The organism is Nonomuraea sp. NPDC049684 (assembly GCF_044465345.1).
In the GTDB taxonomy this organism is placed as follows: Bacteria; Actinomycetota; Actinomycetes; order Streptosporangiales; family Streptosporangiaceae; genus Nonomuraea.
The window spans coordinates 81,196-94,424 of sequence record NZ_JBITLO010000022.1; the positions used below are offsets into that span (position 1 = coordinate 81,196).

Consider the following 13,229-nt stretch of genomic DNA (forward strand, 5'->3'; position numbering starts at 1 on the left):
AACCCGGGAGCAACCATGTCATCCATCATGTCCCGTCGTGGATTCCTCGGACTCGCGCTCGCCGGCGCCACGGTCGCCGGGCTCGCGGCCTGCGGAGGCGAGAGCGGCCCCGCAGGCGTGAAGAAGGGCGGCGCGGATCTGTCCAAGAAGCTGACGCTGCCGACGTACACCGCCGCCAAGATCCCCACGCCCGACCTGCCGATCGACGCCGGCCAGGACCCCGCGTACCTGAAGTACCCGACCGAGCTGGTCAAGTCGGTCGCCACCGCGCCGGGCGACGGCCAGAAGATCACTTCGCTCACCCAGACGTGGGACGTCGCGCCGCCCGCCCCCGGCCAGAACACCTACCTGCAGGAGCTGAGCAAGGCCCTGGGCTCCGAGTGGAGCATGAACATCGTCGTGGGCGACGGCTACCCCGACAAGTTCAACGCCATCATCGCCAGCGACGACCTGCCCGACCTGGTCTGGTTCCCGCCGAACCAGGGCCTGCAGCGGGTGCCCGAGCTGCTGGCGGCCAAGTTCCACGACCTGACGTCGTACCTGAGCGGCGACGCGATCAAGAAGTACCCGAACCTGGCCAACCTGGGCGACGTGACCTGGAAGTCCGCCGTCACCGACGGGAAGCTGTACGGCGTGGCGGTCGCCTACAGCCGCTTCGGCCAGGTGTTCCTGGTCAACCAGGACTACTGGCAGCCGGTCGGCGGCACCGGCTTCACCAGCGCCGACGACTTCCTGGCCAAGGCCAAGCAGCTCCTCGACGTGAAGAAGAACAAGTACCCGCTCGAACCGAGCTACTACAACCACGTGCACATGTTCAGCCACTGGTACGGCGCCCCCAACACCTGGAAGCTGACCGGCGGCAAGCTGATCCACCAGTTCGAGACGCCCGAGTACCAGGCGGCGCTGGAGCTGGCGGTCAAGTGCTTCAAGGCCAACCTGTTCTGGCCCGACCCCGCCCTGGCCACCATCAAGGACAAGGTCGCCAACGGCCAGATCGGCGCGTACGTCGAGTCCTTCCCCGGCTTCCTCAACGACGCCAAGACCCAGAAGTACAACCTGGGCGCGATCGTGCCGTTCGCGGCCACGCCGTCGTCCAAGCCGGTCTACAACGCCGGGCTGGGCTCGGTGGGCTTCACCTCGATCAGCAAGAAGGTGGACGCCAAGCGCATCGAGACACTGCTCGGCGTGCTCAACTACCTGGCCGCCCCGTTCGGCACGGAGGAGTACGAGCGCGTCAACTTCGGCGTCGAGGGCACCCACTTCACCAAGAAGGACGGCGACCTCGCCTTCACCGACAAGGGCACGGCCGAGGTGCCCACCACGCAGCAGCCGCTCTCGTTCGTGATCGGCTCGCCGTCGGCGCTGTTCCTGCCCGGCCAGCCCGAGCGCACCAAGCTCATCCACGACTTCGAGACCAAGATCGCTCCTATGCTTCAGGAGCGCGTCACCACCGGCCACTTCTCCGACACCTACACCCAGAAGAACGGCGAGCTGAGCACCATGGGCAAGGACATGGTCGACGACATCGTCACCGGGCGTAAGTCGATGTCGGACTGGCCGGCCTTCGTCAAGAAGTGGCTGGGCCGGGGTGGCGAGGCGATGCGGGCCGAGTACGAGGCCTCCATCGCCAAGGGCTGATCGTTCTACCGTTTGAAAGGACACTTGTGGAAGACCTGCGCATCGGAGTCATCGGGCTCGGCCTGCGGACGAGTCTCGCCCTGGCCGCCCACCGGCCGGGCGAGGGCTCGGTCGTGGCGGCGCTGTGCGACTCCGACCCGGCAGTGCTCAAGAAGCAGTCGGAGCGGTTCGAGGCGGAGTTCCTGACCGGGGAGTACCGCGAGCTGCTCGACCGGCCGGATCTCGACGCGATCGTCGTCAACACCCCCGACGACACGCACGAGCGCATCGCCATCGACGCTCTCCAGGCCGGCAAGGCCGTCTACCTGGAGAAGCCGATGGCCATCACCGTCGAGGGCTGCGACAACATCCTGCGGGCCGCCCGCGAGACGGGCAGCCGCCTGTACGTGGGGCACAACATGCGCCACATGGGCGTGGTGCGCCTGATGCGGGACATCATCCGCAAGGGTGTGATCGGTGAGCCCAAGACCGTGTGGGTACGCCACTTCGTGTCCTACGGCGGCGACTACTACTTCAAGGACTGGCACGCCGACCGCACCCGCACCACGGGCCTGCTGCTGCAGAAGGCGGCGCACGACCTCGACGTGATCCACTGGCTGGCCGGCGGCTACGCCACCCGCGTGAACGCCCTCGGCGACCTGATGGTCTACGGCGACCTGCCGCGCCGAGAGCCCGGGACGCCCCGGCCGGAGGGCTGGCTGCGGGAGTTCGAGTGGCCGCCCACCGAGCGGCGCGACCTGAACCACGTGATCGACGTCGAGGACGTGTCGGTCATGAACATGCGCCTGGACAACGGCGTCATCGCCGCCTACCAGCAGTGCCACTTCAGCCCCGACTACGTGCGCAACTACACGGTCATCGGGACCGAGGGCCGGCTGGAGAACTTCGGCGACGGCCCGGGGGACACGGTCAAGGTGTGGAACACCGGCCCCACCTCCTACCGGGACGACTGTGACATCGCCTACCGGGTGCCGGCCGCGCAGGGCTCGCACGGCGGGGCCGACCCGCAGATCATGGCCGAGTTCTGCCGGTTCGTCCGGGAGGGCGGGGCGACCGACACCTCACCCGTGGCGGCCAGGATGAGCGTCGCCGCCGGGTACATGGCCACGATGTCGCTGCGCGACGGCGGCATGCCGTACGACGTGCCGCCGCTGGACCCGGAGCTGGCCGCGTACTTCGACAACGGCCAGCGCTGAGCGGCGCCGGGGCCGGGCGGAGGAACCCGCGCGGCCCCGGCGCACGTCAGCGGCCGGCGTCCTTGGGGTCGCGCTCGCGCTCCAGGTCGGGGAACGGTGACGGCTCGTTGACGGCCTGGGCGATCTGGCGGGGCCCCTTGGGGCTCTCGGCCTCCTGCGCGTCGGCGACCGCCTCGGCCGCCGCCTCGGAAGCCGCCGCGATCTCCCGGTCCAGCTCCTCCGACGGCCGGGGCTGCTCCTCGCGGGTGGCGGCCGACTTCGGCAGCGCCTCGGTGAACGCCTTCGAGACGCCCTGCAACGCCGAGGTGACCTCGCTCGGGATGACCCAGAACGTGTTGCCGCTGCCCTGGGCGAGCTGCGGCAGCACCTGAAGGTACTGGTAGGCCAGCAGCTTGGGGTCGGGGTCGTTGCGGTGGACGGCCTGGAAGACCTGGTCGATGGCGCGCGACTGGCCCTCGGCCTCCAGGATCGCGGCCGAGCGCTGGCCCTCGGCCCGCAGGATGCGGCTCTGCTTGTCACCCTCGGCCGTGAGGATCTGCGACTGGCGCTGGCCCTCGGCGTTGAGGATCGCGGCCCGCTTGTCGCGCTCGGCCCGCATCTGCTTCTCCATCGCGTCCTTGATGGTCTTGGGCGGGTCGATGGCCTTGACCTCGACCCGGTTGACCCGGATGCCCCACTTGCCGGTGGCCTCGTCGAGCACGCCGCGCAGCTGGCTGTTGATGGTGTCGCGCGAGGTGAGCGTCTTCTCCAGGTCCATCGAGCCGATCACGTTACGCATGGTCGTGACGGTGAGCTGCTCTATGGCCGTGATGTAGTTGGCGATCTCGTACGCCGCCGCCCGCGGGTCGGTGACCTGGAAGTACAGGACGTTGTCGATCTCGACGACCAGGTTGTCCTCGGTGATGACCGGCTGCGGGCGGAAGGTCACCACCTGCTCGCGCAGGTCGATCATCGGATAGACGCGGTCGACGTAGGGAATGACGAAGTTGAGACCCGGCTTGAGCGTGCGGTGGTAGCGGCCGAGCCGCTCGACGTTGCGGGCCCGCGCCTGTGGCACGATCCGCACGGCCTTGAGCACGGTGAACGCGGCGAAAAGGATGATCAGCAGTCCGGCTATCAGCAACGGGTCCATGTGGTCACTCCCGTGGATACACGAGGGCCGTGGCGCCCTCGATCTCGATGATGTCGACGGTTGCCCCGGTGGGGATCACCAGGGTCTCGTCATAAGCGCGTGCGGACCACTCCTCACCCCCGATGCGGACCCGCCCGTCGCGGCCCGTGACCTCGGAGACCACGTACGCGGGCTTGCCGACCAGCGCCTCCACGCCGAAACGCTGCAACGGCGGCTGCTGAAGATGGCGGACGGCCAGCGGCCGGATGACCACCATCCCCGCCGCGGACGACAGGGCGAACACGAGAATCTGCAAGGGGACGGGCAGCCCGACGGCGGCCGTCACGGCGGTCAGGAGAGCGGCCACGCCCAGGAGCCCGAGGGCCGCCGTGAGAGTGAACAGTTCGGCCACACCGAGGACGACTGCGAGGATTATCCAGATGACCCATTCATCCATGCTCCGGCCCTCCTGAACCTATAACGGGCCTGTGTGTGTGACTGGTTCCCCCTTACCACCGTAATCCCCCGTTCGTCCGCAGGGCACCCGTCACCGGCCGGTCGCCGGAGCGGCCAGAGCGCTTCCCAGGACCCACTTCTCCCACGGAAGTTGCCAGAAACCCCACCCGTTGTCCCATTCGAGCTGGCGGGCGGTGCCCGTGATCAGCACGGGGTCGCCGCGCAGCGAACCGGAATAGAACCAGGCAGCCTGGTCGGGGCGGGCGTTGATGCAGCCGTGGCTGACGTTTGCCCTTCCCTGGGCCCAGACGTTGTCCTTCGCGTGCACGTACTCGCCGCTGTTGGAGATGCGCACGGCGTGCTCGATGAGCAGGTCGTAGTAGCCGGGGTCGCCCTTGGCGCGGCCGGGGGAGATCATGCGGACCGGGTTGCCCTTGTCCATGGTCAGGTGCATGCCGCTGGTGGTGGTGTATTCGCGCGTGGTGGCCATGCCGGCGCTGATGGCCATCTGCTGCACCACCCTGCCGTCGCGGCGCACGACCATCTGGTGGGTGCGGGCGTCGACCGTGCTGGTCTGCCTGCGGCCCACCGTGAAGGCGAAGGTGGAGTCGAGGGTGCCGTAGACGCCCGGGGCCGGGCGCACCCCGGCCAGGTGGGCGCTGACCATCACCTGCTGCCCCGAGGCCCAGAAGCGGTGGGTGCGGTAGACCACCTGCGTGTCGCTGGTCCAGCGCCAGGCGCCCTCGGCCGGGGACTTCGTGGTGACCTCAAGCGACCGCTCGACGGCCGCCTTGTCCTGGATCGGGGTGTCGAAGTCGATGACGACCGGCATGCCCACGCCGACGGTCTCGCCGGGCAGCGGCGCGGTGGCGGCCACCCCGAACGTGTGCTCGGCGGCCCGGGTGCGGAAGCGGCCCATGGAGACCGTGGACGGGCCGTTCTCGCCCGCGGCCGTGGCGGTCACGGTGTACTCGGTCGCGGGCTTGAGCGTCCAGTCGGATCGCCACCTGGTGTGCGAGGCGTCGAGCCGGCCCGGGACGTGCTCGCCTCCCTCGTAGACCAGGACCTGGGTCAGCCGGCCGCCCTGCGCCGTGATGACCAGCCCCTTGTCGGGACGGGCCCGCTTGGAGTCGAAGGCAGGGGAGACGCGCACGACCGCGGGCGCGGCCGGGGAGTCGCCGACGGGACCGCAGCCGCAGCAGGCCAGGAGGAAGGCGACACACAGGATCGCGGCACGCCGCACGTCACTCTCCGAGGGCTTTCCGAGGGAAGGGGAGTTCCCAGGTTAGCGGTGAGTGACGGTCGAAGCACCTTGAGTTACTTATCCGATGGTTCCGGACACCTCGCCCAATGTCAGGCCGCCCGCGGTGGCCCGGATCGTCACCGTGTCGCCGTCCTGGAGGAAGGTGCGGGTGTCGCCGCCGGACAGCTTGATCGGTTCGGCGCCGTTCCAGGTCAGCTCGATGAGCGAGCCGCGCTCGTCGCGTTCGGGGCCGGAGATCGTGCCGCTGGCGAACAGGTCCCCGGTGCGCAGGGAGGCGCCGTTCACGGTCATGTGGGCGAGCATCTGGTCGGGCGTCCAGTACATGCTCGGGTACGGCGGGCGCGAGATCACGTCGCCGTTGAGCACGACCTCGACGGCGATGTCCAGGCCCCAGTCGCCCTGCCTGCGCAGGTAGTCCAGCGGCTCGGGGTCCTGCGGGCGACCCGGGATCCTGGGCAGCGCCTCCAGCGGCGTGACCCACGGCGAGACCGACGTCGCGAACGACTTGCCGAGGAACGGCCCGAGCGGCACGTACTCCCACGCCTGGATGTCGCGCGCGCTCCAGTCGTTGACCAGCGTCACCCCGAACACGTGGTCCTCGAACGCCCCGGCCGGGGAGCCCAGCTCCGACGGCACGCCGACCACGAACCCCAGCTCGGCCTCGATGTCCAGCTTGGCGCACGGCCCGTAGACCCCGGCCCTGAGCTGGCCGTGCGGACGCCGGACCGGCGTGCCGGACACGACGACCGTGCCCGACCTGCCGTGGTAGCCGACCGGCAGGTGACGCCAGTTGGGCAGCAGCGGCTCGGCGTCGGGACGGAAGATCCGGCCGATGTTGCCGGCGTGGTCGAGCGAGCAGTAGAAGTCGACGTAGTCGGCCACCTCGAACGGCATGTGCAGCCGCACCTGGTCGAGCGGGATCAGGTGGCTCTCGGTGACCGAGGAGTCGCCGGTCAGCTTGTTCTGGATGAGGGTCCTGGTGTCGTGCCAGGCCGAGCGGCCCCTCGCCATGAACGGGTTGAGCGAGGGGGCGGCGAACACCTCGTCGTGCAGCGCGGCGGCCAGGTCGAGCACCTTGTCGCCGTACCTGACGCCCACTCTGGGCGATTCGCCCTGACGGGAGAACACGCCGTAGGGCAGGTTGTCCACTCCCCAGCTCACTGAATCACTCCTAGCGTCTGCAGGTCTTCGATGGGCGTGCCGGTGCTGCACGAGCCGTAGCTGACCAGCAGCCGCCGCGCCCGCTTCGCCGTCTCCTCCGTCACGGCCCCGGCCAGCCGCACGAGGTGGCCGACGTCGGTGGTGCGCAGCACGGGCGCGGGGTCGCGGCCCTCCACAGCCTCGCAGACCGACAGCAGCAGGTTGAGGAAGCCGTGCCGGTCGACGCCGAGGCTCGGGTCGAAGTGCCGTACCGCGTGGTGCAGCCCGGCCGTGGCCTTGAACGGGACGTCGGCCGCGGCGCAGGCCCGGACGAACGCCGCGAGGTGCTCCACCGACGGGAACGCCTCGGCCTTCAGCCCGCCGCAGCGCACCTTCAGCCCCACCCCGTCGGGCACGCCGGCGACGTTCCGGTCCGGCGGGACCTCGACGAACAGCCGCACGTGCGCGGGCAGGCCGAGGCGCCGGGCCAGCCCGGCGACGGACTCGTCGGCCCCGAGCGGGATCTCGACGAAGTCCACCGGCAGATCGCCGAAGCCGGGCAGCTCGGGCGTGTCCACGATCAGCCCGATGCGCCGCGGCCGGTAGGCGTGCCCGCGCAGCCGGTCGAGCCGGCTGGCCGGGCAGAGGAAGCGGTGGGTGAGCACGCTGTTGCCGCGCTCCAGGTCGCGCTGGTTGCGGGCCAGCGCCTCGTCCATGTGCAGCGACGTCGGCGGGAACAGGCCCGCGTCGTCGACCAGTTCGGCGTAGAGGTTCATCGTGCCCAGGTCCATGCGTAGCCGGGATCCTCACAGGACAGCGCGCCCGGCCCGAGGTCGAGCGGGCGGAAGGTGTCGACCATCACGGCCATCTCGCTCGTGGTGGTGACGCCGCGGGCGACCGCGTCGATCACCGCCTCGACCGCGCCGGGCTGCGGGCCGTGCGTGAACCCGGCCGGGTGCAGCGAGACCGAGCCGACGTCGATGCCCGAGCCCTTGCGCGCGGTGTAGTCGCCGCCCACGTAGAACATGAACTCGTCGGAGTCCACGTTGTGGTGGTTGTACGGGATCGGGATGGCCTCGGGGTGGTAGTCGAGCGGCCGCGGGCAGAACGAGCAGACCACGAACCCGGGCCCCTCGAACGTCTGGTGCACCGGCGGCGGCGCGTGCGTCTTCTTCACGATCGGCTCGAAGTCGTCGATGTTGAAGGCGTACGGATAGAGGTAGCCGTCCCAGCCGACCACGTCGAAGGGGTGGTTGCGGTAGACCAGCCGGGTCAGGCCGCCCCGCGTGCGGACCAGGACGGGCACCTCCTCGCCCTCGGCCAGCAGGGTCTGCGTGGGGGCGCGCAGGTCGCGTTCGCAGTACGGCGCGTGCTCCAGGAACTGCCCGTACTGCGACAGGTAGCGCTTGGGCGGCCTGATGTGCCCGGACGCCTCGATGGCCAGCACGTTGACCTGCCCGTCGGGCACCCAGCGGTGGATCGTGCCGGTCGGGACGACGACGTAGTCGCCCTCGCCGGCCTCGATGACGCCGTAGGTGGACTCGAAGCGGACCGAGCCGCGCTGCACGTAGACGCACTCGTCGCCCATGGAGTTGCGGTACAGCTCGCTGGGGCGGTCGCTGGTGGCGTACGACAACCGGACGTCGGCGTTGCCGGCGAGCAGGATGCGGCCGTTCACCAGGTCGCCCGCGCTGGACAGCTCCTGGGTGCGGAAATGGCGGGGGGAGAGCGGCAGGTTGGGCTCCAGCCGCGTCGCGGACGCGGGCGTGACCGCCTCGGCCTTGATGATGGCGGTGGGCAGGTGGCGGTGGTAGAGCAGCGAGGAGTCGGACGAGAAGCCCTCCTCGCCCATCAGCTCCTCGGCGTAGAGGCCGCCGTCCGGCCGCCTGAACTGCGTGTGCCGTTTGCGCGGCACTTCCCCAACGACGCGGTAGTACGGCATCCGCCCTCCATGTTGTCCGCTTACCGGACGCATGTGTCCTCTATGTGTGACTACCGTCCGACATCGGTGTGGAGATGTCAACCCAGCGCGGCGGCCAGCTCGGCGGCCGCCGCCACCACGCGCGGCCCCGTCTCCTCCTCCAGCGGGCCGAACGTCACCACCCCCACCGAAGCCTCCAGCCACGGCAGCCCGGTCACGGGCGCGGCGATGCCCCGCGCCCCCACCTGCAACTGCCCCTCCGTCACGAGGTATTCGTCGCGCCCCTCGCGCAGGGCCAGGATCGCCCGGCCCGCCGCGCCTTTCGCCAGCGGATGGCGCGACCCCTCCCGGTAGGCCACGTGCAGGTCGGTCCAGGACGGCTCCACCACCGCCACCGCCAGCCCGTCGTCGCCCTCGGCCACGGTCAGGTGGGCCGTCGCGCCCACCTGCTCGGCCAGCCGCCGCAGCGTCGGCACCGCCGCCGCCCGCAGCAGCGGCTGCACGGCCTGGGCCAGCACCAGCACCCCGAACCCGAGATGCACCCGCCCTTCGGCGTCGCGGCGGACGAACCCCTCGTTCAGCAGCGTCGTGAGCAGCCGGTAGACCACCGGCCGGCTCAGCGACAGCTCGGTGCTCAGCTCGGTCGGGGTGCGCCCGCCCTTCCCGTCGGCGAGAAGTCGCAGCAGGCGCAGCCCGCGTTCGAGCGTCTGGGCGGATTCGGCGGCCATGCCTTCGATTATGGAGTGGCGGCTGACCAGTGAAAGAGCACGGTGAGGGGGTACGTAGGGACGAGGGGCGTCGGGGGGGTGGAGATGCGGCAGAGGTGGCTGTTCCTGGTCGCCGGGCTGGCTCTGTGCGCCCTGCCGCCTGCCGTGCCGTCGCTCACCACGCCGATCGCGTACATGGCCAGGGAGACCCTGATCGACCCGCCGCCGCGGACGGAGGGCGACCGGCTGGTGGAGAACACCTTCTACCTCACCCAGGGCATCACGGTGAGCCAGTGGCTGCTGCCGGTCGCCAAGGGCGTGACCTTCCGCCCCGGCTACGTCGCCGTGGGGGTCAGCGTCGACGCGAGCGGGCGGCTGTCCGGCACGCCCTCGCGCGTGGGCACGTTCATCGCCCCGGTCGGGATCTGCGCCGGGCACTCGTGCGAGGAGCAGCTCCTCACCCTCGTCGTGCTCGGGAACGTTCCATGGGAGCCGCGCGAGCTGACCTTCCCGGGCCGGGTCGGCGTCCCGCTCGCCGGGGAGATCGGCATCAACGGCGGCCCCCAGGGCGTCATCCCCACCTTCAGCGTGACCGACCACGCCAAGCTGCCCGCGGGCGTGACGATCGGCCCCGACGGGCACGTGGGCGGGGTGCCCCGGGCGGCCGGCATCTCCGAGGTCCCGGTGCGGGTCTGCGTGGCGGGCAACTGCGCGGGCGTCGTGGTCCGGTTGATCATCGTCTGAGCCCTTGCGCGGGGCGGCTCCTGCGGTCACGGTGGTTCCATGAAATCGGTCATTGTGGTCGGAGCCGGTATATGGGGGTCGTCGCTGGCGTTGCGGCTGGCCGAAACCGGCTGGCAGGTGACCCTGGTCGAACAGCACAAGCCCGGACACGTCCGGCAGGCCAGCGCGGGGGAGACGCGGCTCCTGCGCTGCGCGCACGGCGCCGACGACTGGTACGCGCGCCTGGCCTGGGAGGCGCGCGAGGGCTGGCGGCGGCTGGGCGAGCGGGCCGGCGAGGAGCTGTTCCTGGAGTCGGGCATGGTGTGGTTCGCGGCCCGGCCGGACGGGTGGGAGCACGCCAGCGCCCAAGTACTGAAAAATCTGGATATCCCGGTTGAGGTGCTCGACCCGGCGGACGGGCGGCGCTTCTTCCCCGACTACCGCGGCGACGACCTGAGCTTCCTGCTCCACGAGCCGCACGCGGGCGTGCTCAGGGCGCGGCGGGCGACGCAGGTGACCGCCCGGCTGGCCCTGGCGGCCGGCGTCCGGCTGGTCAGGGGACGGGCGGCGCCCGTGCCGGGGCTGAGCGCGGTCGAGGTGGACGGCGAGGTGCGGCGGGCCGACCGCGTCGTGTGGGCGTGCGGCGCCTGGCTGCCCCGCCTGTTCTCCGTGCCGGTCACGGTGACCAGGCAGGACACGGTGCACTTCGCCGCGCCCGCCGCGTGGTCGTCCCCCGAGACGCCCGCCTGGGTGGACTACGGCTCCTCGGCCTACGGGCACGGCGACGTGGACGGGGTCGGCATGAAGGCCACCTCCGACGCCGAAGGCGAGCCGTACGAGCCGGAGGGAGGCAGCCGGGCGGTGGCCCCGGCCGCGGTCGAGCAGGCCCGCGACTACCTGCGGCGCAGGTTCCCCTCGCTGGCGGCCGCGCCGGTGCTGTTCGGCCAGGTCTGCCAGTACGCGCTCACCCCCGACGCCGAGTGGATCATCGCCGAGGACGCGCCCGGCGTGTGGCTGCTCGGCGGCGACTCGGGCCACGGGTTCAAGCACGCCCCGGCCCTGGCCGGGTACGTGGCCGCGATCCTGGACGGCGAGCGCGCCCCCGAGCCGCGCTTCGGGCTCGGCCACGAGCGCGCGGCCGCCCGCGGCCTGCGCACGAGCGGAGACCTCGGGGTAGGGCCCGCCTCACCGGGATTCGGGGGACGACGGGCATGATCGGGGCGGGCGCGCGGATCAGACTTTCCCTGTAACCGACACGAACAGGGAGCCCGCCATGACCGCCGCCCTCACCGCGCAGACCGCCGAGCCTCGCACCCCCCAGCCGCCGCCCGTCGTGCACGCCGCCGCGCTGCTGTGGATGTCCGCGGTCGCGGCGGGGGCGTTCGAGACCGTGCTCGCCGTCGGCAGGGAGCTCTACGAGGGCACCTCGGGCGTCCTGGACCTGCTGCCCGGCGCGGGGCTGCGGCTGGCCGTCTTCGCCGCGGCGGTCTTCCTGGCGCTGCGGATGCGCGCGGGGCAGAACTGGGCCCGGCTCACGCTGGCCGTCGGGCTCGGCGTGTTCGGCACGTTGTCGCTGGTCGTGGGGCCGATCCAGTGGCTGCTGCACGGCGGCTCGATCGCCGGGGCCGCCGCCGGGGCCGACGTGGTGACCTGGCTCTTCACGATCAGCCGGGTGCTGCACGTGACGGCCGTGCTCGGGGCCGTCACGCTGATGTTCCAGCCGCGGGCCAACGCCTGGTTCCGCTCAGAGTGAGACCGGTTCCGGCTCCGGCTCGGGGGCGCGCAGGTTGCGCACCCCCGGCGCGGCCAGCGCGGCGAGCGTGGACAGCACGACGAGGGCGGCGCAGCCGAGCAGCGCCCCCTCGGTGCCGAAGGCCACCGCCGCCGGCGCGGCCAGCATCAGCCCGATCGGCCCGAACATCAGTGACCCGAGGGCGTCGTACGAGCTGACCCGGGACAACGACTCCGCCGGGATCTCGCGCTGCATCGTCGTCTGCCACAGCACGCCGAAGACGTCGAAGCACACGCCCAGCACGAACGCCCCCGCCACGATCGCCCACAGCGGCGCGTCCAGCCCGAGCAGCACGTACGGCAGCGCGGTCGGCAGGCACAGCAGCGTGCCGAGCAGGATCGGCCGGCGCGGGCGCAGCCGCAACGACACCAGCACCCCGGCGATCGTCCCGACGGCCTCGCCGGCGAGGAACGCCGACCAGGCCGCCGGCCCGCCCAGCGTCTCCTTGGCCAGCAGCGGCCCGAGCACGCCGTGCCCGGCCTGGATCGCCATCACCAGCACCGAGAACTGGGCCACCACCACCCAGATCCACTGCCGCGAGCTGAACTCCCGCCACCCGTGGCGCAGGTCGGCCAGCACCGAGTGCCGCTCGGCCGCCACGCGCTCGGCGGGGGTCGGGCGCAGCAGCGCGATCAGCACGCCGGCCAGCGCGAACATCGCGCCGCTGACCAGCAGGGCCCAGCCGCCGCCGAACAGCAGCACCGTGCCGCCGCTCAGCACCACCCCGGCCACGCGCGAGGCGTTCGCGCCGAGGCCGAGCAGCGCGTTGCCGGCCTGCAGCCGCTCGGCGGGCACGATCTCGGGGATGATGCCGGTCAGCGCCGGGAACATGATCGCCGTGCCCACGCCGCAGGCCGCGGCCGCGACGCTCATCACGGGCAGCGGCGCCCAGCCGGTCAGCATCATCGCCGCCAGCGCGAAGTAGCCCAGCGCCATGAGCAGCTCGCCGGCCATCATCACCCGCTGCCGCGGCAGCCGGTCCGCGATCACCCCGCCGATCAGCATGAACACGATCATGGGCAGCGACTCGGCGGTGAGCACCACCGACAACGTCGTGGCGGTCGCGCCGGGCAGTTCCAGGATGCCGAAGGCGAGCGCCACGGGCGCGAAGGCGCTGCCGAGCATGGAGATGGTCCGCGCGGACAACAACAGGGCGAACTTGCGGTCGCGGAGCAGCCCGAGGTCGCGGAGGTAGCTGTGCACTGGGCCGGTCCCCTCGAAAACGTTCAAATCCGTCCCAGTCTGCCGTTCGTGGCGGCGCTTGTCGTCCCAATATTCGCC

At 71.3% G+C, this 13,229-nt stretch carries 13 protein-coding genes; 5 read left to right on the forward strand and 8 right to left on the reverse strand.

Going from position 1 to position 13,229, the window contains the following annotated elements; translation table 11 throughout:
* Nucleotides 1-27: 27 nt before the first annotated feature.
* Together ACIBST_RS44275 and ACIBST_RS44280 are read left to right on the forward strand one after the other, a co-directional pair.
* Nucleotides 28-1,638 carry a hypothetical protein gene (locus tag ACIBST_RS44275; RefSeq protein ID WP_397179474.1) on the forward strand — a complete coding sequence of 537 codons (1,611 nt, stop codon included), beginning with the start codon at nucleotides 28-30 and terminating at the stop codon, nucleotides 1,636-1,638.
* A 26-nt stretch (nucleotides 1,639-1,664) separates the two neighbouring features.
* Nucleotides 1,665-2,834 carry a Gfo/Idh/MocA family protein gene (locus tag ACIBST_RS44280; protein WP_397179475.1) on the forward strand — a complete coding sequence of 390 codons (1,170 nt, stop codon included), beginning with the start codon at nucleotides 1,665-1,667 and terminating at the stop codon, nucleotides 2,832-2,834.
* Between the two features lie 46 nt (nucleotides 2,835-2,880).
* Here the strand turns inward: ACIBST_RS44280 and ACIBST_RS44285 are convergent, their stop codons facing one another.
* The 7 genes from ACIBST_RS44285 to ACIBST_RS44315 all read right to left on the reverse strand — a co-directional run bounded on the left by ACIBST_RS44285 (nucleotide 2,881) and on the right by ACIBST_RS44315 (nucleotide 9,454).
* Nucleotides 2,881-3,966, reverse strand: coding sequence for an SPFH domain-containing protein (locus ACIBST_RS44285; RefSeq protein WP_397179476.1), 1,086 nt, complete (start codon nucleotides 3,964-3,966; stop codon nucleotides 2,881-2,883).
* Between the two features lie 4 nt (nucleotides 3,967-3,970).
* Nucleotides 3,971-4,402 carry an NfeD family protein gene (locus ACIBST_RS44290; protein WP_352324976.1) on the reverse strand — a complete coding sequence of 144 codons (432 nt, stop codon included), beginning with the start codon at nucleotides 4,400-4,402 and terminating at the stop codon, nucleotides 3,971-3,973.
* A 90-nt stretch (nucleotides 4,403-4,492) separates the two neighbouring features.
* Entirely contained in the window at nucleotides 4,493-5,644 is a 1,152-nt protein-coding gene (locus ACIBST_RS44295; protein WP_397179477.1) for an Ig-like domain-containing protein, read from the reverse strand.
* A gap of 78 nt (nucleotides 5,645-5,722) precedes the next feature.
* Nucleotides 5,723-6,826, reverse strand: a complete 1,104-nt coding sequence (gene fahA / locus ACIBST_RS44300; RefSeq protein WP_397179478.1) for a fumarylacetoacetase — start codon at nucleotides 6,824-6,826, stop codon at nucleotides 5,723-5,725.
* Nucleotides 6,823-7,596, reverse strand: a complete 774-nt coding sequence (locus ACIBST_RS44305) for a hypothetical protein (RefSeq protein ID WP_397179479.1) — start codon at nucleotides 7,594-7,596, stop codon at nucleotides 6,823-6,825. The genes fahA and ACIBST_RS44305 overlap by 4 nt, the downstream gene beginning before the upstream one ends.
* Nucleotides 7,578-8,747 (reverse strand): homogentisate 1,2-dioxygenase, encoded by a 1,170-nt coding sequence (locus ACIBST_RS44310; protein ID WP_397179480.1) that lies wholly within the window; start codon nucleotides 8,745-8,747, stop codon nucleotides 7,578-7,580. The genes ACIBST_RS44305 and ACIBST_RS44310 overlap by 19 nt, the downstream gene beginning before the upstream one ends.
* Nucleotides 8,748-8,824: 77 nt before the next feature.
* Complete coding sequence (locus ACIBST_RS44315; protein WP_352361631.1) at nucleotides 8,825-9,454, reverse strand: helix-turn-helix domain-containing protein; 630 nt, start codon at nucleotides 9,452-9,454, stop codon at nucleotides 8,825-8,827.
* An 84-nt stretch (nucleotides 9,455-9,538) separates the two neighbouring features.
* Here ACIBST_RS44315 and ACIBST_RS44320 point away from each other — a divergent pair, with 84 nt between their 5' ends.
* The 3 genes from ACIBST_RS44320 to ACIBST_RS44330 are packed head-to-tail and all read left to right on the forward strand — an operon-like array spanning nucleotide 9,539 to nucleotide 11,909.
* Nucleotides 9,539-10,177, forward strand: a complete 639-nt coding sequence (locus tag ACIBST_RS44320; protein ID WP_397179481.1) for a hypothetical protein — start codon at nucleotides 9,539-9,541, stop codon at nucleotides 10,175-10,177.
* A gap of 39 nt (nucleotides 10,178-10,216) precedes the next feature.
* Nucleotides 10,217-11,371: an NAD(P)/FAD-dependent oxidoreductase gene (locus ACIBST_RS44325; RefSeq protein WP_397179482.1), complete on the forward strand. Its 1,155-nt coding sequence runs from the start codon at nucleotides 10,217-10,219 to the stop codon at nucleotides 11,369-11,371.
* A gap of 58 nt (nucleotides 11,372-11,429) precedes the next feature.
* Nucleotides 11,430-11,909, forward strand: a complete 480-nt coding sequence (locus ACIBST_RS44330) for a hypothetical protein (protein ID WP_397179483.1) — start codon at nucleotides 11,430-11,432, stop codon at nucleotides 11,907-11,909.
* On the opposite strand, the gene ACIBST_RS44335 is transcribed toward ACIBST_RS44330, so the two are convergent.
* Nucleotides 11,901-13,151, reverse strand: a complete 1,251-nt coding sequence (locus ACIBST_RS44335; protein ID WP_397179484.1) for an MFS transporter — start codon at nucleotides 13,149-13,151, stop codon at nucleotides 11,901-11,903. The genes ACIBST_RS44330 and ACIBST_RS44335 overlap by 9 nt on opposite strands.
* Nucleotides 13,152-13,229 lie beyond the last annotated feature (78 nt).

Coding starts and splice junctions, on each gene's coding strand:
- ACIBST_RS44275 (WP_397179474.1), top strand. CDS start 28: ATGTCCCGTCGTGGATTCCTCGGACTCGCGCTCGCCGGCGCCACGGTC.
- ACIBST_RS44285 (WP_397179476.1), bottom strand. CDS start 3,966: ATGGACCCGTTGCTGATAGCCGGACTGCTGATCATCCTTTTCGCCGCG.
- ACIBST_RS44290 (WP_352324976.1), bottom strand. CDS start 4,402: ATGGATGAATGGGTCATCTGGATAATCCTCGCAGTCGTCCTCGGTGTG.
- ACIBST_RS44305 (WP_397179479.1), bottom strand. CDS start 7,596: ATGGACCTGGGCACGATGAACCTCTACGCCGAACTGGTCGACGACGCG.
- ACIBST_RS44310 (WP_397179480.1), bottom strand. CDS start 8,747: ATGCCGTACTACCGCGTCGTTGGGGAAGTGCCGCGCAAACGGCACACG.
- ACIBST_RS44315 (WP_352361631.1), bottom strand. CDS start 9,454: ATGGCCGCCGAATCCGCCCAGACGCTCGAACGCGGGCTGCGCCTGCTG.
- ACIBST_RS44320 (WP_397179481.1), top strand. CDS start 9,539: ATGCGGCAGAGGTGGCTGTTCCTGGTCGCCGGGCTGGCTCTGTGCGCC.
- ACIBST_RS44325 (WP_397179482.1), top strand. CDS start 10,217: ATGAAATCGGTCATTGTGGTCGGAGCCGGTATATGGGGGTCGTCGCTG.
- ACIBST_RS44330 (WP_397179483.1), top strand. CDS start 11,430: ATGACCGCCGCCCTCACCGCGCAGACCGCCGAGCCTCGCACCCCCCAG.